The organism is Paraburkholderia phenazinium (genome assembly GCF_900100735.1).
In the GTDB taxonomy this organism is placed as follows: domain Bacteria; phylum Pseudomonadota; class Gammaproteobacteria; order Burkholderiales; family Burkholderiaceae; genus Paraburkholderia; species Paraburkholderia phenazinia.
The window spans coordinates 149,360-174,736 of the sequence record NZ_FNCJ01000016.1; the positions used below are offsets into that span (position 1 = coordinate 149,360).

The 25,377-nt window shown below is 59.7% G+C and carries 20 protein-coding genes; 2 read left to right on the top strand and 18 right to left on the bottom strand.

The genetic code is table 11. The annotated features are described in order from the left end of the window. Positions 1-80: 80 nt before the first annotated feature. From BLQ92_RS41160 to BLQ92_RS29150, 7 genes are all read right to left on the bottom strand, one after another. Positions 81-671: an ADP-ribosylglycohydrolase family protein gene (locus tag BLQ92_RS41160; protein WP_176860779.1), complete on the bottom strand. Its 591-nt coding sequence runs from the start codon at positions 669-671 to the stop codon at positions 81-83. A gap of 53 nt (positions 672-724) precedes the next feature. Next, positions 725-1,147 (bottom strand): ADP-ribosylglycohydrolase family protein, encoded by a 423-nt coding sequence (locus tag BLQ92_RS41165; RefSeq protein ID WP_280517453.1) that lies wholly within the window; start codon positions 1,145-1,147, stop codon positions 725-727. Beyond that, positions 1,071-2,474: a sugar MFS transporter gene (locus BLQ92_RS29130; RefSeq protein ID WP_090690128.1), complete on the bottom strand. Its 1,404-nt coding sequence runs from the start codon at positions 2,472-2,474 to the stop codon at positions 1,071-1,073. Before BLQ92_RS29130 ends, BLQ92_RS41165 begins: the two co-directional genes overlap by 77 nt. Before the next feature lie 99 nt (positions 2,475-2,573). Further along, positions 2,574-3,629, bottom strand: a complete 1,056-nt coding sequence (locus BLQ92_RS29135) for a LacI family DNA-binding transcriptional regulator (RefSeq protein WP_090690027.1) — start codon at positions 3,627-3,629, stop codon at positions 2,574-2,576. Between the two features lie 173 nt (positions 3,630-3,802). Next, on the bottom strand, positions 3,803-5,365 hold the full coding sequence (locus tag BLQ92_RS29140) for a hypothetical protein (RefSeq protein WP_090690031.1): 1,563 nt from the start codon (positions 5,363-5,365) through the stop codon (positions 3,803-3,805). Positions 5,366-6,119: 754 nt separating this feature from the next. After that, positions 6,120-7,691, bottom strand: coding sequence for a methyl-accepting chemotaxis protein (locus BLQ92_RS29145; protein WP_090690035.1), 1,572 nt, complete (start codon positions 7,689-7,691; stop codon positions 6,120-6,122). A 177-nt stretch (positions 7,692-7,868) separates the two neighbouring features. Beyond that, positions 7,869-8,738 (bottom strand): glycosyltransferase family 25 protein, encoded by an 870-nt coding sequence (locus tag BLQ92_RS29150; protein ID WP_090690039.1) that lies wholly within the window; start codon positions 8,736-8,738, stop codon positions 7,869-7,871. A gap of 261 nt (positions 8,739-8,999) precedes the next feature. Here BLQ92_RS29150 and BLQ92_RS29155 point away from each other — a divergent pair, with 261 nt between their 5' ends. Next, positions 9,000-10,394: a tetratricopeptide repeat protein gene (locus BLQ92_RS29155; protein WP_090690043.1), complete on the top strand. Its 1,395-nt coding sequence runs from the start codon at positions 9,000-9,002 to the stop codon at positions 10,392-10,394. 36 nt (positions 10,395-10,430) lie between these two features. On the opposite strand, the gene BLQ92_RS29160 is transcribed toward BLQ92_RS29155, so the two are convergent. The 11 genes from BLQ92_RS29160 to BLQ92_RS29210 form a co-directional block, all read right to left on the bottom strand. Then, the gene (locus BLQ92_RS29160; RefSeq protein ID WP_090690046.1) at positions 10,431-13,211 is read right to left on the bottom strand and encodes a winged helix-turn-helix domain-containing protein; all 2,781 of its coding nucleotides are present in this window, start codon (positions 13,209-13,211) and stop codon (positions 10,431-10,433) included. A 496-nt stretch (positions 13,212-13,707) separates the two neighbouring features. After that, the gene (locus BLQ92_RS29165) at positions 13,708-14,478 is read right to left on the bottom strand and encodes a response regulator transcription factor (protein WP_090690049.1); all 771 of its coding nucleotides are present in this window, start codon (positions 14,476-14,478) and stop codon (positions 13,708-13,710) included. Between the two features lie 369 nt (positions 14,479-14,847). After that, on the bottom strand, positions 14,848-15,546 hold the full coding sequence (locus BLQ92_RS29170; RefSeq protein ID WP_090690052.1) for a response regulator transcription factor: 699 nt from the start codon (positions 15,544-15,546) through the stop codon (positions 14,848-14,850). A gap of 48 nt (positions 15,547-15,594) precedes the next feature. After that, the gene (locus tag BLQ92_RS29175; RefSeq protein WP_090690056.1) at positions 15,595-16,722 is read right to left on the bottom strand and encodes a DUF2827 domain-containing protein; all 1,128 of its coding nucleotides are present in this window, start codon (positions 16,720-16,722) and stop codon (positions 15,595-15,597) included. After that, positions 16,719-17,195, bottom strand: a complete 477-nt coding sequence (locus BLQ92_RS29180) for a DUF4019 domain-containing protein (RefSeq protein WP_244896679.1) — start codon at positions 17,193-17,195, stop codon at positions 16,719-16,721. The genes BLQ92_RS29175 and BLQ92_RS29180 overlap by 4 nt, the downstream gene beginning before the upstream one ends. A 68-nt stretch (positions 17,196-17,263) precedes the next feature. Next, positions 17,264-18,418 (bottom strand): DUF2827 domain-containing protein, encoded by a 1,155-nt coding sequence (locus tag BLQ92_RS29185; protein ID WP_090690065.1) that lies wholly within the window; start codon positions 18,416-18,418, stop codon positions 17,264-17,266. Beyond that, positions 18,415-19,581 carry a DUF2827 domain-containing protein gene (locus BLQ92_RS29190; RefSeq protein WP_090690067.1) on the bottom strand — a complete coding sequence of 389 codons (1,167 nt, stop codon included), beginning with the start codon at positions 19,579-19,581 and terminating at the stop codon, positions 18,415-18,417. The genes BLQ92_RS29185 and BLQ92_RS29190 overlap by 4 nt, the downstream gene beginning before the upstream one ends. A gap of 91 nt (positions 19,582-19,672) precedes the next feature. Then, positions 19,673-19,978, bottom strand: a complete 306-nt coding sequence (locus BLQ92_RS29195) for an H-NS histone family protein (RefSeq protein WP_090690071.1) — start codon at positions 19,976-19,978, stop codon at positions 19,673-19,675. Positions 19,979-20,065: 87 nt separating this feature from the next. Then, a complete protein-coding gene (locus tag BLQ92_RS29200; protein WP_176860783.1) occupies positions 20,066-21,775 on the bottom strand; it encodes a tetratricopeptide repeat protein in 1,710 nt (569 codons plus the stop codon). Then, positions 21,772-23,610 (bottom strand): tetratricopeptide repeat protein, encoded by a 1,839-nt coding sequence (locus BLQ92_RS29205; RefSeq protein ID WP_090690078.1) that lies wholly within the window; start codon positions 23,608-23,610, stop codon positions 21,772-21,774. Before BLQ92_RS29205 ends, BLQ92_RS29200 begins: the two co-directional genes overlap by 4 nt. A gap of 42 nt (positions 23,611-23,652) precedes the next feature. After that, complete coding sequence (locus tag BLQ92_RS29210; RefSeq protein ID WP_280517451.1) at positions 23,653-25,041, bottom strand: YadA family autotransporter adhesin; 1,389 nt, start codon at positions 25,039-25,041, stop codon at positions 23,653-23,655. Here BLQ92_RS29210 and BLQ92_RS41170 point away from each other — a divergent pair. Further along, positions 25,025-25,377: hypothetical protein (locus tag BLQ92_RS41170; RefSeq protein WP_280517452.1), on the top strand; the 353-nt coding region annotated here is incomplete at its 3' end. The two genes, BLQ92_RS29210 and BLQ92_RS41170, sit on opposite strands and share 17 nt — an antisense overlap.

Here is a 25,377-nt window from a genome sequence, read left to right on the forward strand (position 1 = left end):
GGATACCCACATACGCACCCGACTGGCTATGACCGTAGAGCGGATTTTGGTCATAGCCGGTTGATGAAGTCTCTGGGCCGCTAAGCAGCAGCCGTCAATTCGTCGCGCACCCAGCGCTTGATCGCGTCGCGGGCGCCATCTGCGCGATGGATGGCACGCACCGTCTGCGTGAAGCAATCTGCAGCGCCTAACAGATCGACCTGGTTCGTTTGATCGAGCTTGTCGCAAACACGCGCATCTATCACACCGCTCCCGTGCATCGCCCCGAGCACGGCGCCGATCATCACGCCGATCGAGTCGGTGTCGCGTCCGGAATCGATGCCATCTTCGATCGCACGATCGAAGTCGCCCTCGCTCAACAGCGCGAACCCAAGCGCCAAGGGCAATTCCTCGATCGAGAAGCGCCGCGACAGTCGATAGGCATCGGTCGCCACGCCTGCCTTCCCCTCGGTGTGTTGTACGTCGTCACCTATTGGGGAAAAGCGCGCGATGACCCGATGAAATTCGGCAACGACTCTGTCGTAACTTTCGCCGCGCAAACCGGCGGCGACGTCGGCGATCGCCGCAATGGCATCCCGCGTGCCGTCCTTCGCTACGCTGAGCGCTGCCTCGACCACTGCCTCAATGGTCGTTCCAGGTATGAAGGCAGCAGCAATGACGCCTGCGAGCACCCTGCCGCTTCCAGTCCGTAGCTTTCCTGATAGCCGCTGGCAAAGGCGATCGCCTATTCATAAGCCCCGTGCGGATCGCCCGCGTTGACCGCGCCGACCGGCGCGATATACATGGCCGCTCCGCAATTGACCATGTTGCCGATACCGCCCTGACGCGGGTCGCAGGATGTCAGTTGATGACGATGGAAAATCCATTTTTCCGGGTAGAACAGCCGCTCGAGCAGCATCGTTTCGCGCTGCAGTTCGGGCACCCAGCGCGGCGTCCAGGCAATCTGGCGCACCATCCCGCTCGCCATATCCCATGCGTCGAGGTGCCGGCCGGTTTCGTTGTAGACCGCCATCGGGCAAAGCACCATCAGCGTGTCATCCGTGACGATACCGCGCCCGCGTACCCGTCCCTTACGGGCGATTTCCTCTTCGGCGATGCGATGCCATTCCGTGTCGAGCGAGCCAACCCGGCCGTAGCGCTCGCGAATTTCCTGCCGCTTCGGGTTGCGATAGCGACGACGCCGTAATGCTTGACAAGCGTGTGCCGACCGCATGACCGCGCAAGCCGTAGTACATGATGTACAGGTAGCAGGAGACGGTCAGCACCATGTACACCAACTGGAAGTCGTACAGCCGCTTCAGGTGCGCAAAGAGCTGGGGCATGACGGCGCCGCCGACGATACCCATGATCAGGAGCGCCGAGCCTGTTTCGGTGAATCGGCCAAGGCCCCTGATCGCGAGCGGGAAGATGGCCGGCCACATCATTGCGTGAGCGAAACCGAGCGCGGCGATGAGTGCAATCGCGGCGTAGCCTTGCGAAGCATAGGCGCCGACGCTAAGCAACACGGCAAGGAGCGCCGAGATGACCAGATAGCGCTGTTGCGATACGACGCGCGGAACCACCGACAGGCCGACCAGATAGCCGACCAGCATGGCGAACAGGGTGTAGGACGTGAAGTGCCTGGTCTCGTCGAGTGGCAGATTCAGGTTTTGACCATAGAGGCCGATCGCATCTCCGGCCAGTACCTCTGCGCCTATGTACGTAAAAATGCACAAGACACCGAGCCAAAGATGGGGGAATGCAAATATGCTTCCGCCGGTTTCGCCATTGCGCATGGTGGCGTTAGCGGTCGAAGGCTTGATGTCCGGCAAGGACGAACGTGCAACGAAGACTGCCATGACGACCAGCACCACCGACAGCATGAGATACGGCCAATGCAAGCGCGCGGCAAAGTCGTTGAGCAGCGCCTGTGCAGCAGCGGGCGTCGGCGCAGCTTTGACCCGTTTGACGAACTCACCGACCCCGCCCATGACCAGGGCGGCGAACGCATACGGCGCCAGGATGCCGGCCGTCTTGTTGCAGATGCCCATGGCAGCCACGCGCCGGGCGGCACTGTCGATGGGTCCCAGAACGCTGACGTACGGATTGTATGCAGCCTGCATCAAAGACAGACCCGTGCCGACCACCAGCAGGCTGCTGAGTACACCGGGATAACTGTGCAGGCCGACGAACTGGCTAAACAGCAGCGCACCAATCGACATTACCCCAAGGCCCGCCGCCATGCCTCGTTTCATGCCGATCCGCCTCAGCACCGAGGCGTACGGCAACGCGAAGACGAAATACGGAACGTAGAAGACGACCGTGACCAGAAGTGCCTGGGCGTCATCGAGCCGGAACGCCAGTTTGACGAAGACCGTCAACGGACCATTGAGCCAACTGATCGCCCCAGTTACGAAGTACAGCATCCCGATGATGGTCATCGGCCGGCGGTACGAGCCACCGGACACCTCGCCCCCACCGTGAACAGTCAACATGGATTCACTCTCCTCCGGCGTTTCCAGAGGTTCCATTTTCCATCTGGGAACGTTCCCATATCACGTGCAAAAAAAAGCGCCCGGGGAATTTTGGGTACTTCAGACGACTTCCCGGTCGGCGCGGCTCAGCTTGTGGACACTGCACAGGTTGGCGAGCGATCCTCGTTCGATCAGCCTGCATGGTAGTTCTGCACGCGCGCCCGGGATCGCGGCGGTGCTGCCGTCGAGCAACCACGCCACCGCCTGTGCTCCAATCTGTCGAGCAGGTTTCTCGATCGTGGTCAGCCCGGGCCACGCGAACGCGCCCGCCTGAATGCCGTCGAAGCCGAGAATCGATACATCGTCGGGGCAGCGCAAACCCGCCTCGCGCACCGCGCTCATCGCGCCGATCGCCATCAGGTCGTTGGCGGCGAATACACACAAGTGGCCGCATTTGTGCGCAAGCAGGCGCTGCATGGCGAGCCGGCCACCTTCGACCGTGTAGTCAGCGCTCTCTACCGGCAACACGACTGGATCGATGTCGTGCTCGACGCAATGTTCATGTACCGCGCGCAGGAAACGCGCGCGGGCAAGCCGTCGCGTTTGCTGCCCGACAATCAGCGCGGGACGTTGATGGCCCATGGAACGCAGATGCTCCATACCGAGCCGCACGCCCTGCGCGACATCGGAGCCGACCGAACAGCTATCTGTAAACCGCTCGGCGCTCGAGCCAATCAGAATGCAAGGCAGCCCGAAACGATCGAGATCGCCCAGATCGTCCGAAATCGAACTGACAATCGCGCCGTCGACGCGCGCGCGCATCAGCGTGCGCAGGTGCATCGCCTCCTTTTGCGCGCACCAGTCCGACGAAAAAATCAGGATCGAGGTGCCTGCCTCAGCCGCACGGTCCTGCGCGCCACGCGCCACCTCCCCCCAGAAGGGGTTGGCGATATCGGGCAAGACAAGGCCCAGCATGCCGCTGCGTCCCGAACGCATGCTGACTGCCAGGGCATTGCGGGTGTAGCCGAGTGCATCCGCTGCGCGCAGCACCTGTTCTCGTGCCGAATCGGAAATGTTCGGCGCACCCGCCAGCACGCGAGCGGCGGTGCTCTTGGAAACGCCTGCGCGTTTCGCCACGTCGATGATGGTCGGCCTGCGACCGGGAACGGTCTCCATCGTTGCTTCGATGCCTTGGGCAATGGTATTTGGGAACGATACCACTGATTTTGGCGGCAACCAGCAGGCCCAGGGAAAGTATGGATGCGTCCAGACTGCGAATACGGACGGGGACACCCTCCACTAAAACCGGGGCCTCCCTACGGGGCCAGGTACGAGCGCCAAGCCACTGACTAATGACACGCGTGCCTTTCGTACACCGCCCAATGGCCCTCCGCTTTCAGCAAGGTAACCTTGCAGTGATCGTTGTTGAACAGCGCCGGCGGCACGGGTGCCGTGTGGCGCACAAAGAAGTACCGATAGATTTGCGCCTGGTTCTTTGTCCAGTCGAACGTTTCATAAAACGGCGTCGCCCCATAGTCCGAAGGGTGAACCGCGGGTAGCCGGTCAAGGCGATAGCGGACTATGAGCGCTGGAAACCACGCAAAGTTGAGGTCGGTCAGCCCTTGCCGCTCAGCCTGATACCACGCAGGGAAATTGTCGTAGGCAACCGGGTTGCCTGCTGCAGGGCTGCCTTTGTCGATGATCAGTGTGAGCGCCCTTTGCGCCGGTTCGGTGGCGTCCATCACGCTCTCGAAGTCTGCGCTTTCCGCCGCGAAGTCTAAGGTTTCCTTTGCCTGTATGCCCACAAAAGCGATGCACACCAATGCAAGCAACGCCTGCCCGGCTGCAGCGCGTCCCTGTGAGAACCCATGACTCGCGATCGCGGCGTCTGCGCGACAGAACATCAGCGCGTAAAACGGGAAGATAAAAAGACCGAAACGCTGGAACACGTAAAACGTGTTCATTCCAAGGCTCGGCAAACCCAGCCACACGACGACGGTGACCGCCATTGGCGTCAGCGCGGCCGGAGTTCGGTTCACGCGCAGATTCAGCATCAAGGGCGCGGCCAGCAGGACGATGCTAGCCTGAAGAGACGATCCGATATCCGGGTAGATACCCCAAGGGAAGACGAGAAGCGTCAACGGACGAAGCCATACCTTGCCCCATTGGATACCGAATGGATACATCGATGTCAGGTCGACATTGCGATGAAGCCACGCATAAACAACGCACAGCACACCTAGCGAAACGTAGGGCCATAGTGCCGCTATCGCACGCGCTGTCCTCCGTCGCAAGGTGGTGAAATGAAATGCCATACCTATCGCACTGACAAACAGGAACACCAGACCATGCGAAAAGAACATCCCCACTCCCGCAGCCAGCAATGCTGTCCCGCGTCGCGTGGTTGGCTGATCGGCGTACCGGAGCGCCACTAACAGAAACAACACGCCCAGCGGTGCGGCGACCAGGAACGTGAAGAAACCGTATTCGTAGGCGAATCCGAAGAAGGCCGGCAGGAACAGCCAGTCTAGGCGCGCCTCGCCACCGATTCGTTTGCGCAGCAGCACACACGACGTCACAAAGCCGTAGTACGCGAGCGTCAGCACGAGCTTCACTGCCGCCGTCGCCGGCATCACGAACGACAATGCGGTTGCCAGCGCATAACCGGTTACGTACGGGGTGAACAGATTGAGGCGCAACAGATCACGCCAGGGCGATACCCCCAACACCAGATCATGCAGCACCGCAACTTGCGCCACGTGCTGGGGCAAGTCGTCCATCGGGGGATGCGGCGCCAGCCAGAACACCGCGCCCGCGCTGACAACAACGATGACGAAGAGCACACGCAGCAGTCTTTCTGCCTGTGCAGCCACGTCTTCGATTGATCTGCGTGTGGTCTGAAACACGTACATGAACACCTCCGGAACACTGAATGACTGCGGCGTGTCGCGGGGCAAAAGGCTCAGCGTGTTGGTTCGACGATCAATCGTGGCCGCTGCCCAGTTTGCGGGCGAATCTTGACCACCCAGCCGCCGATTCCGCCAAGGAAAATGCGGCCATGTGAATTCCCCCGTGAATTCACACGGATACGACATGCGAAAAACGGGCCAGTGTTGAAACAGCGCGGGTGAGCAGGCTTTCGCTTGCCCTTACTTTGTCGTAAGCCCGCTTTGCTGGACAAAGTGTTGCAGTCTTGAGACTGGGAACTGCTTCCGGGGAAACATCGAGCGCGGCCAGCCCGGCGCGCTCACTCGTAACAGGCAGGTGAGATCTCGGTGGAGGTCCGTGAGCGCGTCTGAGAGCGCAAGAGATGTTTCAGAAATGAGACGCGCCGCGGTTGCGGTTGTGGGCTATTTCCAGCGCTGCGGGGGCGAATCCGGCAATCGTTCGGGCAACGAAAAGGTGTTGACGGCCTCTCGCAATTCATTTACCTGCGCGCATTGAGGTTTCGATTAATTGCTTGATCTCCATGGCAGCGCTAGCGGACCGTTGAGCAAGCGTGCGCACAGTGCCCCTGGCACACCGACGGCAATCAGCCCTATCCACAGTATTGCGATCGTTGCGCCCAGCTTCCAGCTCAATTTCATTTTTTCATAAAAATGCCGCGTCATGATCCTCTGATGACCGCAACGCGTCGCGCCGCAAATCGCGGTCTGCCCATTCCTTTCATGCCAGGCTCCATCCGAGTCCTCGCCGCCTGCTGAGGGGAAGCGATTGGGTCGCGTTCGCGCGACGGCTGTCCTGCAGCCTGAACGTACCGACCGCGGCTTTCAGCTTCCCCGCCTGATCGTCCAGCGACTGGGCGGCCGCAGCAGCCTGCTCGACCAGCGCGGCGTTCTGTTGCGTCACCTCGTCCATCTGCGTCATGGCCTGACCGACCTGTTCGATACCCTTGCTTTGCTCGTCCGAGGCCGCGGCAATCTCACCCATGATGTCCGTGACACGCGACACCGCGGAGATGATCTCTTCCATCGTTGCGCCGGCCTGATCGACCAGTGCCGTGCCTACGCCGATGCGTGAAACCGAAGTATCGATCAGGCTCTTGACGTCCTTCGCTGCCGCCGATGTGCGCTGCGCAAGCGCGCGCACCTCACCCGCGACCACCGCGAAGCCCCGCCCCTCCTCGCCGGCTCGCGCCGCTTCGACCGCGGCATTGAGCGCGAGAATATTGGTCTGAAACGCGATGCCTTCGATCATGCCGATGATCTCGGCGATCTTCGATGAACTCTCCCTGATTCCGCCCATCGTGCTCACGGCCTCAGACACGACCCGATTGCCGCGCCCGGCAATTTCCGATGCATTCGCAGCCAAGCCGCTCGCCTGACGTGCGTTTTCCGCGTTCTGGCGCACCGTGCCCGTCAACTCTTCCATGCTTGCCGCCGTTTGCTCCAGCGACGCCGCCTGCTCCTCGGTGCGTGAGGAAAGATCGATATTGCCGGCTGCAATCTGCTTTGATGCCACGCTCACCGATTCGGTCGATTCGCGAACCGAAGTCATCACATCCGCCACACGGTCCATAAGATGATTGAAAGCGGTCGCGGCAAGCCCGATTTCGTCCATGTTATGTACGGGAACGCGTTTGCCCAGATCGAGCGATTGGCTGACCTCTTGCAGCGTGTTCTGGATATGCCCTAACGCCCGCTGGATCGAGCGCGAGAGCGCCAGGATCCATGCGACCACCAGCACGAGCGCCAGAGTCATCACGACAACGACGGTCCTGACCGCGCTATCGCTGACGTGCTGCGCCTCATCGCCGGCAAGCCGCGCCTGCTGGTCAGTCTCGCTCACGAACTGCTCGAGCAAGGCCTGAAATGGCTGAAAATCCGAATGATAGAGCACGGTAACCTGATCGTTCGCCGCTTTCGCATCGTGAGCCGCGAGCTTGATCGTTTGCTGGGACTTCTGGTCATACGCATTCCATCCGGATTCAATGGCCCGGATTTTTTGCATTGCGTCGGGGGTCGTGAACAGTGGACTCACGATGGCCGACCATTGGCCGATGTTCTTCTCTGCGTCGCTGAACACCTTCACGGTATCGCTGGAGGTAGGATCGAGCTCGATCGTCGACAACGCGCTGGCCTTGATCTCGGTCAGACCACGAATCTCCTTTTCCGCCGTATGCGAGGCGCTCTCAGCTGCGCGGATCGAGTTGAGCGCCGTGATAGTCACAGCGATGCTGCCCCCGATGACAAGTAGCGTGACGGCGATCAGAATCTGAAGCTTGAGCTTGATTTTCATCTTTGTGCGTTCTACCCGTTGGAATTCGTATCCGGGTTTACGGCGCACGTCTGTCCCGTCTGAACCGGAGTTCACAAACGTTGACATAGCTTTTGTGGTTAAGACCTCAAGGCCATCGGAAGACAGCCATACCGGTGTCGAGGCGCGGAAGTGCTTCGACACTCGTAATTTGCTAGCTCAGAAATCTTGCCTAAACGTCTCGTACACTCGCATCCCGAGTCGATATTCAGATGACGTGGCGTTTACGGTTGTGAGCGCCTCCAATGCGGGTAAGTCGAGCGTAGTATTCCCGGCAAATAGAAGACGACGCAGAACATTGACCCATAAATATTCTTCAGGATCGACGGTTTGCGATAGATTCTCGTTCGATGTAATGGTCGACGGCATCTCGAAGCGCGGTGTAGCGAGAAATGGAACCAGTAAGCTACATGACAGCTCACCAGTCTCGATCCAGCGAAGATATAACCTGTCAATCGGTACGTCCGGTTGCTCACGTACATCGTTGATCAGACGCAACAACGTTCGTTTGCCGCGGGGTGTCACAAGATAGGCTGCCGCGCAGTAGGCATAGATTCCTTTCGTATCGAGTATGTCCACTCCTGAGAATTGTCGGCTGCCACCATCACCATTTAGTTCTACGTCGTTTATGTTCAAATGCCTTTCCGCGGCGGCAAGTAGCAACGGGGCTTTAAGCCAATACATTGCACAGTCCAGAAATACTATATCCGCGGTTGGCGTTCGTTCGATGAACGATTGCATGTTACTTTCGGTAATGGTGGACGAAAAATATCGACTGATCTCGGCATCGTCCTCGAATATGGCCGTTACCGTCTCTGGATCCGCCTGCTGGATGATCAACTCGTGCGATCGGCGGCACGCCCAAACGTTATTGTCCAGCTTTGCTTCGTACGGACCAGCGACGTGACCATCGACAGCTGGGAAACGGCGAATCCACTCTGCCAGATCGAGGCTATCAAGCTGCTCCTCAAAAAGTTGGCGACGCTCAACAGACCGGTCGAGATTAATGTAATAGCCATCTAGCCGCATAGGTAGTCAAACCTGAAGAATTCCGTCTACAGAGAGGCTACCAGCGCGCGTCTTTAAAGTTGTTAACCTTTGTGACGCGTCGCGTTAGATCAGAGGGCCATCGCACATAGAGCCTCTACAGAACTTTCACGGATTAGGTCGCAAGATCAATTGCAGGGAACCATCAGCAGCAAAAACGCACATCGTTCACAATAGTTCACGATATAGCTGCACCACTACGGTAGAAGATACCCTTTATTACTATGCCGGGGTATCAACTGCATGAATGTGGATAGCTACGACAAGCTTCAATTCGCTCTGCTTAGTGGTCGTGTCGACGAATGCGGCGCCTTCCTCGCATCGCGACACGAGTCGGACAAGGGGAGTGCAGAATACTGGTATTGGCTTGCCCAGATGTATTACCGCTCAGGTCGCTTCCAGGACGCGCTAGATGTCGGCTCAAAGCTCACGCGCGAGGCAGGCGTTTTTGCCATGCACTTCCACTTCATGGCAGATGTGTGCGCGCACCTCGGTGTGACGGATATCGGTCTTTCGGCACTCGATACGCTGGCATCCAAACCTGAGCTTGCGGCTGCATCGTCCTACTATGTGCGGCTGTGCGGCTATCACTATCTCGGCGAAGATGACGCTGTGCTGAGCGTGCGGCGCGACGCCGTTACGCCGCTCTCTCCCGGAAGCGAGCAATATCGCGCGCGCAGTGTGATGCGTAGCCAGGGCATTGCCACTGGGGTCGGCGCGTTCTGCTCGACGTATTGCAGCCGGCAGGCGGTAGCCGATTTTTCGCCAACGCTGAATGTCGAGCGCTACTGGTGTGGCCAGCGTGAACTGCCCAAGCGGCTCTCGATCGAGGGACATTCGTCCGGTTTCGGCGATTTCATTCAATGGGCCCGCTACGCGCAGGCCTTGCAGGCGCTTGGCGTGGAAATCAGCTGGGCCGCTGGGCTCAATGGAATACTGGGTGACTACAAACTCAACGATCACAGCCATCAGCTCGCGCAGCAACTCGTCGCGGCCGGTTTCGTTTGCGGGCGCAACGATACGTCCATGTGGAGCGACCCCTTCGCTTTATTTGCGTCGCTATTTCCCGTTCTCAACTATGGATCGACGGACCGCTATATCGCGCAGCGTACGGACAATCAGGTTGAGCAAACACTGAACGACATCCGCCAGCGAGCACAAGGCAGAAGATGCGTCGGCATTTTCTGGTCCTCGTGTGAGTCAAACAACCTTTACGCGAGCAGGAGCCTTCTTCACCAGCATCTCGCACCCGTATGGGATGCCTCGGACGACATTCATTGGGTCATCATGCAACGCGGATACCAGCGAGCGTGTTGGCTAGACGGTTCGTACTCGAAAGACCCACAACGCTGCACGATCCTGCCGGCGCACATTAGCCTTGCGCAAACCATTGGCATCATCGATTGCCTGGACGGCTTTGTCGGCAACGACGGCGTACTATCTCACGCTGCCGGCGCACTCAACAAGCCTGGCTATTTGTTGCTCAACGCACGGTGCGCCGACTGGCGTTACGAGCAAAGCGTCGGCACCACGCCGTGGTATCCGTCGCTAAAGGTGCTCAGGCCCGACACGATGGGCGATTGGGACGCGGTGGTGGCAAAACTCATATCGAGCGTCAAAAGTTGGGAGGCCGCGTAACACTGGCGCCATCGCCGGTTGCATTGCGTATTGCCACTACATAGCAGCACGGTCCTCGCCAACCCCGACCCCAAGAGCTTTCTGCACAGCTTCGATTCGCGAACTTGCATTGAGCTTTTCGAAGATTTTTTTCAAATGCCACTTGACGGTCTCAGGCGCCAGCTTCAACGAGCGGCCGATTTCCTTATTCGAAAGACCACAGGCAACGTGGTTAAGCACCTCGAACTCCCGCGCGCTTAGCTTGTCCGACGACATCGTCAGCGCCTCAACAGGCGTAGGTGATGCAGCCGGTGAACCGCCAGCACCGTCGAAAGCTGCCAGCAATCGATCGACATAGGCCGCTTCGACGTTGGAGACGTCCCCTGAGATCTGGCGAAACCGTTGCAGCAACGCCCGCACTGGCTGCCCTTCATCCAAGAAGCTGGTAATCATGCCACTCACCTCGCCAAGGCTCAGCGCGCGTCCGAGCGTAATGAGTGCCCGTTCAGACGCTCCGCATTGTTCCAACGCGAGGGCCAGCAGTACGGAAATAACCACCTCATAACAACGCCAGCCCATCGCGGCTACCGTATCCAGGGAACGTTCGAGGAGCGTCACCGCCTCATCGGCAAGTTCCTCGGCAATCAGCACGCGGGCCTGCAGGAGGCAGTAGCTTGTCCAGGTTTCCACAGCGGACCCCATCCGCCCTTCGCACATCATTGGCACGCTCGCGCCCAGTTCGTCAGCGATCTGCCTGGCCTCGGCAACGCAGCCCTCTACAAGCAATAGTCTTACCGTTTCAACATCGCACGCGAGCTTGAGACGTAGCCAGTGTCGGGATACAGCGACTTGTCGACCGTCTTCGAGAACAGCCAGCGCCGAACCTGTCTCTCCATCGCGCCATAGAAGGCGCGCCGCCGTAAGCACATGCCGGATCAACGCACCGAGTGTAGAAGCCTCCAATGCAATCGTCGTGCGGCCCGCGATCAACTTCCGCGCTCGCGTAAGCTCATTGCGTTCGTAGTAGATCGACGCAAGGCAACCCGCCAGCCCCACCGCACAAATTGAAGAATGACCTAGAGCGCTTTCGGCACGCGGAAGCGTCTCCTCGAAAACTCGCCTTGCTTCAGGCAGCTCGCCATGTACTAGTGCAGCAAGACCGTACATAAAGTTTCGCAGCATATCTGAGTAGATCGGCCCCTGACTCTGTTCCACGCGGTCTTTTGCAACGTCCCATATGCGACGTATCTGCTCAAAGTTTCCCCTATACATCAAGCCAAAAAATTGTGCTATTTGCGCGTAGCGCTTTACCCATGGCGCCGTAGACGCCCGCGAGGCCACCGCGATACACCCGAGTTCGAGCGCACGTTCGCTGTCGTCGCTAATACCGGCAATCAGTGCGCCTATAGCGTTCACCTCCGCCAGTGCGGCTTCGTCGACCATGCCACTATCATCGCGACACGTCCGGCCAATTTCGTCCGTAACAACGCGGAATTCCCTCGGGACACTGGTCGTTTGAAGCGAGAACACAAGCGCCCATGCTTTCGCAAGACGCAGGCGCAGCCGCCCCTGGATAACATCCGGTGGCAGTTTGCGAATCCACCCTAGCAACGTGTGCGGCTCACCACGTTCGAGCATTTCCATCGCACAGTTCTCGACCCACTGCGCAGCCTGCTGCAGGTCGCCTGCTGCCAGTGCATGCCTGACTGCCTCGGGCCACAGACGTGCTCCTGCAAACCATTGGGACGCACGACGATGCAACACTGGAACCTGTTGCGGCATCTGGCGGACAAGACGCCGCCGAAGCGCGTCGGACAGCAGTGCGTGATAGCGGTACCAGTCCTGTTTTTCATCAAGTGGCCGGATGAACACGTTATGCCGTTCGAGCCAGTCGAGCTTTGCACCGCTTGCCCCTCCAGCGCCCATGATGGCGTCGCACACGGCAGGGGTGAGCCGCTCAAGAATCGACGTGTACAACAAAAACTTCAGCATAGGCGGCGGCAATTGCGCCAGCACCGTATCGTTCAGGTAACGATCGATCCCGGAACTGGTGCCGGCAAGGTTACTGGCAACCCTGGTCGCATCGCCGACCTGAGTGAGTGCAAGGGAAGCCAGTTGCAAACCCGCCACCCACCCTTCGGTTGCTCCGTTCAACAGCTCGACGCTGGTTCGGTCGTGCAACACCCGACCTTTCTGGTCAAAGAACGCCTGCGCTTCGTCGATAGAAAAGCGGAGATCGTCGGCATCGATTCGCGTCAGCTTTCCTGGCGCCCTAAGCTGACCGAGCGTCAAGGCAGGTTCAGCGCGTGCTCCGAGCAGTACATGCAGGTTTTCGGGGGCGTAGCGCAGCAGACGGGACACAATCGCAAGAACAGGCTTCGCAGTCAGGCGATCGGCGTCATCCAGGACGAGGAAAACGCACCGGCCGCATGCAGCGATCCCATTCAAGAGCACTGAAATGACAGTTTTGATGGGGGCCATCGCATCGTTATTGAGGAGTTGCTGCGCGTGCCACGCGACGTCCTCCGACGCCCGTGAGAATGCCGCCACCAGATAGGCACCGAACTGCTGCGGATCGTCGTCTTCCTCGTCGAGGCTGAGCCATGCAACCGGATGCTGTTGCTCCGACAGCGCTTCACTCCATCCAGCAAGCAAGGTTGTCTTGCCGAAGCCCGCTGGGGCGGTCACGACGGTTACACCGTGCGCCGGCCACGCATGCAGCCGCTCGAGCAATGCGTGCCGTTGCACGCAACCCGGTGGGAGACGCGGTGGGATCATCTTGGTCTGAATCAGCGACACGCTCCATTCGCGCTCGCCACGGTCTGAAGATGCTTCCATGGTCCTTCTCCTCCCCTACCCCACCCGACGACAACCGCCCGTAGGAGACTCCAGGTGTCTCGGCGGGCGTTTTTATCGCGCACATTCGGCGCTTCTGTTGCTCAACACTGAACCGTGATCGTACTCGGCCAAAAGGAACCACGTCCATACCAACAATCCGCGTTCCTATTCCAGATACGTCTGCAGACACGGCAGCCCACCAGAACGGTAAATTGTGCTGCTCGCTGTCTCGTTCTTGGGGAAAGCAAAAAGTAATCGACGCTACCGATAAAGACCCAGCCTAGTGGATGAGTCACCTATCGCAGCGTCGTATCACTGAGGTATCCGAGGAGTTTTCCAGGCAACCAAGTGTAGCGGCTTACATTTGAAGCCGGTCGTTTTCGGCCCCGCAGATCAAACTTCGTCGAGTAGCGCCTCAAGACTCCCACCAAGCGCTTTGTCCGCTCACTCACCAGGTAGAACTACTCTAAGTAGTTCCACCCATAGTGGAACCACCCTAAGGCGACGGCATAAGCTGAGGATCCTGCATAACGTGATCATCAGGCTCAGCATGCGCCGACGCTCCCATTTTTGCATGAGTCTGGGCCACCTCGTCTAGCCTGTATCCGTGGGTATAGACCGTACTGAGGCGCACGCCGTTCTCCGGACGTAGCGACAGTTTGCGCCGAAGCCGGTAGATATGTGTATCGACTGTGCGAGAGGTACTGTCCAGCTCGCGGCCCCAAGCAAGCTTCGCCAACAGGTCTCTGGAAACCACTCGCCCGACGTTGGCGAAGAGGTAGGCAACGACGTCAAACTCCTTGGCGGTTAGCTCAACCGCTTTGCCATCAAGAGAGATACTGCGCTGTGCAGTATCAAGAATATAGGGCCCAACCGCTATCGTATTTTCGTTTTTCTCATTGCGCTTGACGCGACGCAGCAATGAGCCGACCCGGGCAAGTAACTCGGCCGTTCGAAACGGCTTGATGATGTATTCGTCCGCACCGGCCTCGAGCGCCTGCACGATGTCGACCTCCAACACCCTGCTCGTAAGAAACAGGACCGCCGGTTCGGCACCCAGATTGCCACGTATCCAGTGCAACACGTCGAACCCTGTCATGCCTGGCAATTGCCAGTCAAGCACCACCAGATCGACTTCGTTCGTCTTGAGAAAACGTACGGCACTCTCGCCACGATCGACCATGCTTAACTTGTGCACAGAGTGCTGCATGGCCCTTTCGACAGCGGCAGCTTGCGCTGGGTCATCCTCGACCAAAAGAATATTCATATATCCCCCCCATTCTTTCTAGTCAGCAAAGCGGCGAATGCAGCACCTGACAGCCAAAGTAGAATAAGTGCATGAGTAGAACTACGACCCTAAGAATCGCTGTGTCAGCCAGGAGTCCCCCTGCATGACTCATGTCCGGTCGATGGTCAGACTTGCTCTCTCAACACTTTCGTTCGCATTTATTTTGTGAACTTCGTGAACTCACAATAGCTGCTGGCGCGCGACAAAAGAGCCCCCCATCTGGGGGGGCTCCTGCGTATCCGAAGGGGTGGCAACCGTGCCGTGATGGGAGCCCAGGACGCCTGGGTTGCTATGGCAGGAAATCCAGAGGCACGAGGCAAGACGCCACGTGATACCCGACGTATGCGGCTACGGAACCTCTCCTCGTAAAAGATCAAGCCGGTATCCATAGCCGTAAACCGGCGCCAGACGATAACCATGCTCTGGGCGCAAATTCAGCTTGGCCCGGATCATCGAGATGTGAGCATCCATGGTTCGGCACGAGACCTGTGTGGTTTGCTTCCATACCCGCTCAAAGACGTATGCTCGGGAAAGAGGTCGGCCCATGTTCCGGAAGAACAGCAAAGCCAGTTCGTATTCTTTTGGTGTCAGCCTCACGGAAGAACCATTCATACATACCTGCTGCGTCGTCAGGGCGAACTCATAGACTCCGTATATCTCCTGGTGGACTGAAGAATCCGTCTGATAGGTACGACGCAGCAAGGAATCGACACGCGCTAATAGCACGCTCGCTGCCACGGGTTTGACGATGTAGTCGTCCGCCCCCTGGTTGAGCATGGAGCTAATATCGTCGTCGCCTCCGCGGCTGGTCACAAACAGAACAGGTAATCGGTTGGGCATGCTGCCGCGCACCCACTGCAAAATCTTTTCGCCCGACATGTCGGGGACGTTCCAATCCAGAACCAGCAAATCGAAGGTCTGTTTTTTTAGCTCGATCCGCAACCCCAATCCGGTCGAGAACGCCTGACACTCGTGTCCGCCTGCGATCAGTGCCCGGCAGATAAATTCCGCTTGAGCCGGTTCGTCCTCAAGAACTGCAATTTTCATAAAGCCTTTCGATGCAAATTTTCTAGATAAACGGGCAAAGCGCTTCGGTTAGCGGATGGGTCGGGTCATCAACTCGTCGAGTAGCGCGGCGTACTCCGTCACTAGTGGTCCGTTGTCCGGCGAGTAGCGCCCGATCAGAGCGCGCTGCTGCTCTCGGTACCAGGACGCCTGCGCATCGTGCGTTTCGATTGCCTCGATGACACGTCGCGCGCCCTCTTCGGCGTCGTTGTCGCGATAGTAGTAACCAAGATCGGCACAGAGCGATGCGTTGTGTACCAGTGGGTAACCTTGCCAGCACACTTCCAGATAGAAGTAGTTGAGCGGATTCTCCGTCTGGTGCGAAACGACAATGTCGGTATGTTCGGCCAGAAATGTCGGTGTATCGTGGCGACCAAGGAATACCGCCTTGTGCTCCTTCACAAGATCGAGCTGGTTCATCAACGTGATGAACTCGAGACTTTCTTTGGCGATCGCGTCTGCATTCGTCACCTGCAGAATGGCGATGCTCGCCGGCTGCTTGCGGTAGGCCAGTTCAGCGATCAGCACCGGGTATAGGCAGAACTTCACCACATTGATGTTCGGCTCCATCACGCTCAGCCGCTTCGCACCGGGCCGCGGCTGGTATTCGCCGACATGCGGAATCGTTGCGACGCGCTCGTCGAGAAACATCGGGCTCCACACGAACGGGACGATGCGACCGGTCTGACGCCGCAAGACCTCGAAGTAGGACCGGCTGATATTGGCAACCTGCGGAATGATCCAGATATCGTCGTAGCGCTGGTTGACGAACAGATGCTCGCCCCAAAGTCGTTTGCGAAACAGCACGGATTCCATTGCGTGGATGTACTCGAATCCGCAGCAATAGGAGACCAGTCGCACACCACGCTGCTTGAGGTAATCGGTCTGCGCGCCGTCGATCTGGCCGCCGAGTTCGATCAACACATCCACAGCGTCCTTTGCGGCCTCGAAACTCACCGTGGGATAGCGGGCGAGATCCCACGGTAAGGCTGGAGTAACCGGCACCTGCGTCGTATTGACCAACACGACGTGGGATACCTGCGGACAATGTCGCAGCGCTTCGGCAAGGAACACGGCATTCTGCTTGATGCCGTTGTTCCACAACGTTTCGCCTGCGTGGTGCAAGCCAATGGTAATGCCGATGCGCAGCCCACTCATGGCTTGGCGGCGTGCTCGGCTGTCGTTCCTTGGGTCTGACGCGGCACATAGCCGGTCAGGTGCCAATGACCGTCGGTTCCCAACTGGAAGCTTAACAACTCGAAGACCGTGCGGCCGCTGGCGAGTACTGACGCGTAGTCGACATTCGCATAGAGCCCGTCGGGAAGCGCGGCCGATCCGATGTACTGGATCCGCGTGATCGAGGCCCAGCTGCGCCGGGTAATGGCGCCAAGCGCCTGGCGGGACTGGCTCGTTTCGCTGACGAACTGGTCCTGCGGAATTTTCGCCTTGACGAACGGCGCCGCATCCTGCCAGGCATCGGCATAGTGGTTCGAATCGAACTGCTGGAATATGCGCTCGGCGTCTCCCAGCAACTCGTCGCCGGAGGAACCCTGCGCCGCGACGGCGATCGTGGCCGACGTTGCCAGCACACAAACGGCGGCCAACTTGAGGATTGCGATGAGATGTTTCAAATGAAGCTCCCTAAACATAAAGGTGGACAGCTATTAAAAATAGCCATGTCTGAAGATGGCTCAATCGCTCAAACCTGCTCATAGAGCGCTGCAAGCGCATCGCTATAAATTCGCACGTTGTCCTCATTCTCGGGATCGAGTCCGCGCAAGAACGCATTGGCCGTGCGCCGGTAAGCGTCGAGACAGGTGTCATGTTCTGCGAACGCGCGCTGCAATGCCTGTCCGCCCTCCTCGCAATCGAAGTCGTGATAGCGGTAGCCGCAGTCGCCGATCAGGTGCGAGTTGTGGATCAGCGGGTAACCGCCGTACAACGCCTCGTAGTAGACATAGTTCTGCGCGTTTTCCCAATGGTGGCTCACGACTGCGTCGACCTGCTCCGCCACAATGCGGCAAAACGGAAAGCGTCCTTCGAAGGAACTCAAACCGTGCTTCACGATATCCAGGCTACGAGCGAAGCCGTTGAAGTTCACGTGCTCCTTTAGATGGAGCGTGTTGTAGGCCCACACGTGTTCCAGCAGGTCCGGATTGGCGCGATGCGCCGCCTCGCACGACAGCAGCGGAATGAAGCTCGTCTTCACCATGCAGATATTGGGTTCGAAGATACCGGCACGCCAGCGGCGGCGGCCCGGCCGATAGCCGAAGCTGAGGCCCTCTGGGAGGCGCGTCGCCTCGCGCCCCAGCATCAATGGACTCCATAGATGCGGCACTACGCGCACCGGGCAGCGAGACGTACTGGTGTAATACGGCACGCAGGTGTTTTCGTATTCGGGCAGCGTCCAGACCTCGTGATAAGGCGCCGCGCTCACCAGGAGTCCATGCGGCTTGTCGAAGATCATCCGTTCGATGTCGATGACATAGTCGTTGCCCACCCGCATCGAAACGATCTTACCGCCGCGCTCGCGAAACGCCACCACCCACTCGTGCGACAGTTGGGCGCTCATCTCGATCATCACGTCGAGCGTCGTGGCGGCTGTGTCCATGTCGATCAACGGCACCGGCGAATCGGCGAGAAAGTTCTTCGCATCCTCGGGCCGGCCGTCGCCGCCGCCAGCGACGAGACAGGTGGCTTCGACCAGCGGCGAGCGCATCAGCAGCATCACCAGAAAAATGCAGTTCTGATAGATGCCGTTTTCCCACACCGATTGCTCGCCCTTACGCACGTAGATCGACACGCCGACGCGCAGCTTGCGAGGTAAGGCACCCCTATTTGGTTCGAGATTCATAAGCGGCTCGTGTAAGGGGAAAACACCGCGTCACGGCACAGGTGCAAAAGCCGGGCTGCATAAGCGTCGAGATTGCGCTGGTTGAACGGATCGACGGCCGCGAATACCTGTTGAGAGCGGGCCCGGTAATCGTCGAGACCGCTGGCATGACCGCCCGCTGCACGCTGCAATTGCAGCGCGCCTTCACGTGCATCGAAGCCGTGGTAGTAGTAACCCGCCTCCTTGAGCCAAGGCGAGTTGTGGATCAGCGGATAGTCGCCGTAAAGCGCGTCGAGGTAGCTGTAGTTCTGTTCGTTCTGCCATTGATGCGCGACGATGGCGTCGGCATGCTGCGCCATGAAGCCGACAATATCGTGGCGTCCGTAAAACGTAGCCTTGTGCTGCTGCACGAGGTCCAGCGAATTCGCAAAATGCAGCATCGTGAGGTGATCTTTGAGGTGCAGGGTGTTAAGCACGTGCATCGCCTCAACCGAGCGGGTGTCAGCCCGATATGCCTCGTCGCAGACCAGCATCGGAATGCTCGACGTCTTCACAACCGAAATGTTCGGCTCAAAAATGGCCACGCGCAGGCCGCGGCGGGCGCCATCGCCCGCGGCATCGGCGACTGGCTCGCGGGCTGCGTAGCCGTAGCGCCTACCGAGCGCCTCGACCTCGAGCGCACGCTGCTGGACAAACTGCGGATGCCAGATGAACGGCGCCTCATAGACATCGCAGCGGTGCAAGAGGCGCATCATCGGCGCGAACGCGGCATCTTTCGGCAGGTACCAGACCTCGTCGCAACGATCGGGGCGTGGTGCGTGCGCGGGCTTCCAGAAAATGGCAGGCTCGGCGAGACTCACATACGGCTGGCCGCAGCAGTAGAACACCACCTTCTTGCCGCGTGCGCGCATCAGGTCAAGCCATTCGAGATCGAGCGCGCCGCCCATCTCGACAATCACATCGACCTCATCCGTGGCTTCGTGCGCCCTCATCAGCCGCAGGTTGCGCGCACCCAGATCCACCTGGGCAGGCATTACCCCCTGGTCGCCGACGTCAATTAACAGTACCGACTGCACGAACGGCAAGCGCTGGAAAAGTTCAGCCAGGAAGATGACGTTCTGGCCAAGGCCGTTCTCCCAGATATTCTGGCCGGTATGGGTAATAACCGAAATTCCAATGCGCATTATTCGGACATCCAGGCAACGGTACGAACTGTCGCCACAAGTGGCGGAAGGGTCGGCGCCACTTGTGGCACCAACCCTGCGAACATCGCGATCATGGTCTGTCTCCCGCATCGGGTATCAGGAATTTCTCCAGGTCCTGACCAATCAACCATGCCGGCTTCCGTCCACGGCCCGACCATGTGGCGCCAGTTACCGGATTGAGGTATTTCGGAACGAACCGGCGAGCGCTACGCTTGCCGCCCGGCGAAGACTTCAACAGGTCCCGCACGTCGACACCATTCTCAGCCAGCACTTCCAGCACACGCGCGGCAAGAAGTTGCGCTTCCCGCTCCCGGGCAAGCTCAATTTCCCGCGTGAGTTCGTTGAGCTTGCCCAGCAATTCCCGATACGTATTCATTGCATCCCTATCAGATACCCGGTTTGGGCTCTCGAGATAACCTCATAGCCGGCGTAACACTCCATTGCGCCGGTCCCGGATCCGCGCCTATTGCGCGAACACGGTCCCTACTGATGAAGCCGCCCTGCTATTCACAAACTGGTCCAGCGATACCGCAACCCGCTCGATTACCTCCGCCCAGTCCCCGGGCGCCGATTGCCGGTACAGACCCATCACGCGTGGATACCAGGGCGAATCCGTCCTCTCGTGCATCCAGCGCCAGTCGGTCCACTGTTTGTGCAACAGGAGCCAGCAGGGCTTGCCCAGCGCCCCGGTCAGGTGTGCGACCGCTGTGTCGACCGAGATCACCAGGTCCAACTGGCTGATGAGGGCTGCCGTGTCGGCAAGATCATGGATGCTTGAACCCGCAGACACGATGGGGAGATCTGCAGACAGAGATGCTGGCTCGTCTTCGCCCTGCCCTTTCTGCAAGCTCACGAACGTTACGCCCGGCACCGTCCATAGCGGCGCAAGCGACCGCAGACTGGGCAGGGACCGGTCAGCATCATGCTGATGGACCGTTGCCCCCTTCCAGACGAGCCCAACCTTGAGCCCGTGTGCGGGCAACCGGGTACGCCAATACCCGACCAGGTCAGGCAGCGCATGGAGATAGGGCAGACGCGCGGGAATGCTCTCGGTCGTGGTGCCAAAGTGCAGCGGCAGGCTCATGATCAATGACCAGAAATCGTGCGGGCCCACTGCGCCGGTATGGCAGACCACCTCATCGACCCCTTCAAGCGTCTCAGTAAGTGCCTTCAATGGTGCTGGACAGAGCAACGTGAGACGGCGCAGGCCACGCGCCTTGAGTAGCGGCGCATAGCGGGCAAACTGGATAACGTCGCCCAGTCCCTGCTCATGCCATATCACGAGCGACCGGCCGGCGAGCGGTTCGCCCTGCCATTGCGGATAGCCCGGATCCGGGCCGGGTACATTAGCCGTGCGACGCGGATGGTAGCGGGCCTCCGCATGCTGCCAGCCCTCAGCGTATCGCCCCTGCCCCAGCAGGAGGACCGCCAGATTCCAGCGGGCATCTGCGAACTCTGGGTGCTGCTGCAGCACTGTGCGGTACATCATTTCGGCTTCGTCGTAACGATCCAGCTCCCGGAGGGTCGTGCCGAGATTGTTCTGGGCATCAGCGTGTCTTTTGTCAATCTCCAGCGCGTGACGGAATGCCTGTTCTGCCTCGCCGAAACGTCCAGCCCGCAGAAGCTGCAACCCCAGGTTGTAGTGAGCGAGAAGGTAGCCAGGATCATTCGCGGTTGCGCGGCGGTATGCCGTTTCGGCCTCATCGAAACGCCCCATGCCGCCAAGCAGGAGTCCCAGGTTGTTCAGGGTATCGTTCGAGCTTGGGTCAAGCGCCAATGCCCGACGAAACGCGCACTCCGCCTCCTCCCGACGCTCCGTCCTCATGAACAGGACGCCGAGGTTGTAGTGGGCGAGCACGTAATCCTGGGTCAATTCGATCGCACGGCGAAAGGCCGTCTCTGCCTCAGCGAGCCGTCCCAGTTGGACCAGCACATCGCCGAGGTTGGTCAGGAACACGGCACTATCGCTGATCCCGGTTGCCTGCTGGATCAGCGCCTCAGCCGCGGACAGTGCGCCCCGGCGGGCATGGATCAGCCCGAGAAGATGTAGCGCATCTGCATGCTGAGGATCGTGCCCGAGCACCCGCCGATAGCCCTCTTCGGCCTCCTGCACACGGCCCGCCTGGTGTGCCTCGAATGCCGGCAGAAACACGGCGTCGCATGGGTTCGTCATGCGCTCGCCCTTTCGACCAGTTGGGGTGTCGCTGTCTTGACAAACGCCGCAAGATCCCGAGCGACCAGTGCCAGGACCGGCTCCCATCGGCCATACTCCTGTTGCCGGTACAGCCGGATCGACGGATACCATGGACTATCGCTGCGTCCGGTCATCCAGACCCAGTGCGGATTGACATCCAGCAATACCCACGTTGGTAGGCCCAGGGCGCCGGCCAGATGCGCGACCGACGTGCATACGGTGATCACCAGATCCAGACTCTGGAGCAATGCCGCCGTGTCATCGAACGATGTCAGCTCCGAGGTGGGGTCGGTCAACGCCAACCCTGCCTCGCACATGTCCCGGGCCTCAGCCTCACCGTCGGCGCCGATCTGGACGCTGACAAAATCGACACCCTGCACGGGGCCGAACGCGCTCGCAAAAGCGAGTGGATCCACCGAGCGCAACGGGTTGCGCTGGTGTATGCGACTACCGGACCACACCAGTCCGACCCTGATCCTGCGCGCCGCTGGTGCGCAACGCGAACGCCACACCTCGACCTTCGCACAATCGGCTTCAAGATAGGGCGACGCGACGGGAAGCTGGTCCAGTGTCACGCCCAGCATCAACGGCAGGCTCGCCAGCGGCAAGTGGTAGTCGCACCCGGGCCAGGAAAGCGGCTGATCGTGTGCGACGATCGTCTCCACCTGATCACCCAGACTGCGTCGCACCAGCGCCCGTAGGTTCATAGGACAGCAGAAGACCAGCTTGCCGCCCGCGTGCCGGACATGTCTGGCGATGAGCGGCAGGAATCGCACGAACTGCAGGACATCGCCATAGCCCTGTTCGCTCCATACAAAGAGGGTCTTGCCAGCCAGCGACTGCCCTGTCCAGCATGGGCCCGGCAGATTCGGGAAGGTGCCAAGCAACTCGGGAGAACCGTCCCACCGAGCTTCATGGTTCTGCCAGCCCGTGGCATAGTCGCCGCACAGCAGTTGCAGCATGGCGAGCGACCAGACGTGCGATGCGTTACCCGGCTCGAGACTCGCAGCTCGTTGCGCAATACCCAGTGCCCTTTCCCAATCCTGCAGCTCCTTAAGTACATTCGTGTAGATTTGCAGCGCGACCGGATAGTCTGGTGCTAGCGCACACGCACGCTCGGCAGCCACCTGGGCCGCAGCCGGATCGCCGGATTTGAGCAGCACGTTCGCGAGATTGGTCCACGCGAACGCGTTGCCGGGATCATCGCGGAGGGTCTTCTCCAGTAGCGATTGTGCCTTGTCGTAGCTTTTCAGCTCAAGGTACGCGGCCGCCATATTGTTGCGTAGCATGTGCACCGCCTGATCGAGCTGCATCGCGCGCTCATAGGCATCGAGCACGAGGTCGTGCCGTTTACCAAGCTGATACGCCAAGCCCAGACAGAACCAGCCGCGGGCGTGCCCTGGCACACGTTCGCAATACGCTGCGGCGACACGTTGCGCGAGCTCGAACCCGCCCTGACCGCACAGGAGGTCAATCCAGTCCAGTACCCATGCCTCACCCTGTGCGTGGTCGCGATACGCCCTCTCAAACCACGCATGTGCCGCTTCGGCCTCACCAAGATCCCGCGCGATATACGCGAGTTCAATCTGCGCCCGCGTGTCATCTGGAACGTCCTGCAGCGTGTGCTCCAACAGCACGCGTGCCTCGACGTGGCGGCCCCGCAAACGCAGAAGCCGGCCAGTCGCCGTCAGCACACCAGGATCGCTGGGGTGTGAAGTACGCTGAGCCTCCAGCAGACGCCACGCCCCAACAAGATCCCCCTGTGTGGTCAGTTCATCGATACGCTCAAGGCGCGATGCAATTTCGTTACTCATTGCGATCGGTCGTTCGAAAATGAAACTTGCGACATCTGCGCATCACCACTGATATCCAATACCAGCCCCAACCACGGTACCTGAGCTGCTGGTACTGACGCCTCCCTTGATCTTCAGGTTCTCGGTAATGCGCGCCGCAAACCCGATCGCTACCGCCGAGTAGCCCTGATAGTTCCCGGTGCCAATCCCGATCGACAAAGTCTTGCCAGGATCGACCTCTGGAATCATCGTCAAGGCAGTTGCAGCAGCGATGCCGGAATACGCTTGTCGCGCCACCGCGTTCACCCCGTCCTGAACTGCGCCCAACTGCTGCATGTTGACCGCGTCAGTCGGATTGACGCCCGGCGCCACATTGGTGATGGTCCGCAGATTGCCGGGCGAGCCCACCGACACCGAGTTTGCCTGGCTGGCGACCGAGCCGGCGCCCAGCGCAACCGAGTTCGCTCCGGACGCGGTGGCGTTGGCGCCCACCGCAGAGGCACTGGACCCGGTCGCCTGTGCGCCCGAACCGACTGCGACGCTGTTACCCGAACTCGCGGTCGAGTTGCCACCGATTGCAACCGATTCGGTACCCGTCGCACTCGCCGCACTGCCGGTCGAATTCACTGCTACGTACTTCGGGCCCGTCGCCGCAGCGTTGTTCGTGGTCGTGGGTTGCGAGAGCTGCGTCACCTGGCCGCCGAGCGTGCTGATTTGCGTTTCGAGCGTAGTTTCAAGCGTGAACAACTGGCTGCCGTTGACCGCATCGGTGCTGGTCGCGGTAATCGCGCCTGCTGCGATATTGGTCAGCGTGACCGCGGAAGCTGCTCCGACACCTCCGAGCGTCACACTGGTATGCGAGGCACTGTCGTACTGCACGGCATCGCCTACCTCCGAGGCCACCGCCTGCAGCTGACTGACGTTCACCGCATCGGTCGGCGCGGTGCCGGCAGCGACGCCGTTGAGCTGGCGCGGGCCCGCTGTTCCGGCGAAGTTCACGCTGGTGCCGCCTGTGTTGGCGCCCACCGTGATCGCGCCGTTACCAGGCGCACCGCCGGTCTGCTGCACGAGACCTACCGTGCCGGTAGCGATGCCCGTCGAGAGCGCAGTGACGCTGCTTGTGGCCGTCTTGAGGCCGGTGGACAGGGAGGAGACATTGCTGTTCGTCGTGCTCAAGCCTGTGGACAGCGAGATGACATTACTGTTCGTTGTACTCAGGCCCGTCGAGAGCGAGACGACGTTGCTGTTGGTCGTGCTCAGGCCTGTGGACAGCGAGTTCAGACCCGTCGAGGTCGAAGTCGAGAGCGACGCTACGTTGCTGTTCGTCGTGCTCAAACCTGTGGACAGTGAGTTGACGCCGCTTTGCGCCGTGCTGATACCCGTCGACGTCGAGGTCGACAGCGATGCCACGTTGCTGTTGGTGGTGCTCAGACCCGTGGACAACGAGTTCACACCACTCTGCGCCGTGCTGATGCCTGTCGACGTCGAAGTCGACAGCGATGCCACGTTGCTGTTCGTCGTGCTCAGACCCGTGGACAGTGAGTTCACTCCGCTTTGTGCCGTGCTGATCCCGGTCGACGTCGAGGTCGACAGCGACGTGACGTTGCTGTTCGTCGTGCTCAGGCCCGTAGACAGTGAGTTCACACCGCTTTGTGCCGTGCTGATGCCCGTCGAGGTGGAAGTCGACAGCGACGTCACGTTGCTGTTCGTCGTGCTCAGGCCCGTGGACAGTGAGTTCACTCCGCTTTGCGCCGTGCTGATGCCCGTCGAGCTCGAGGTCGACAGCGA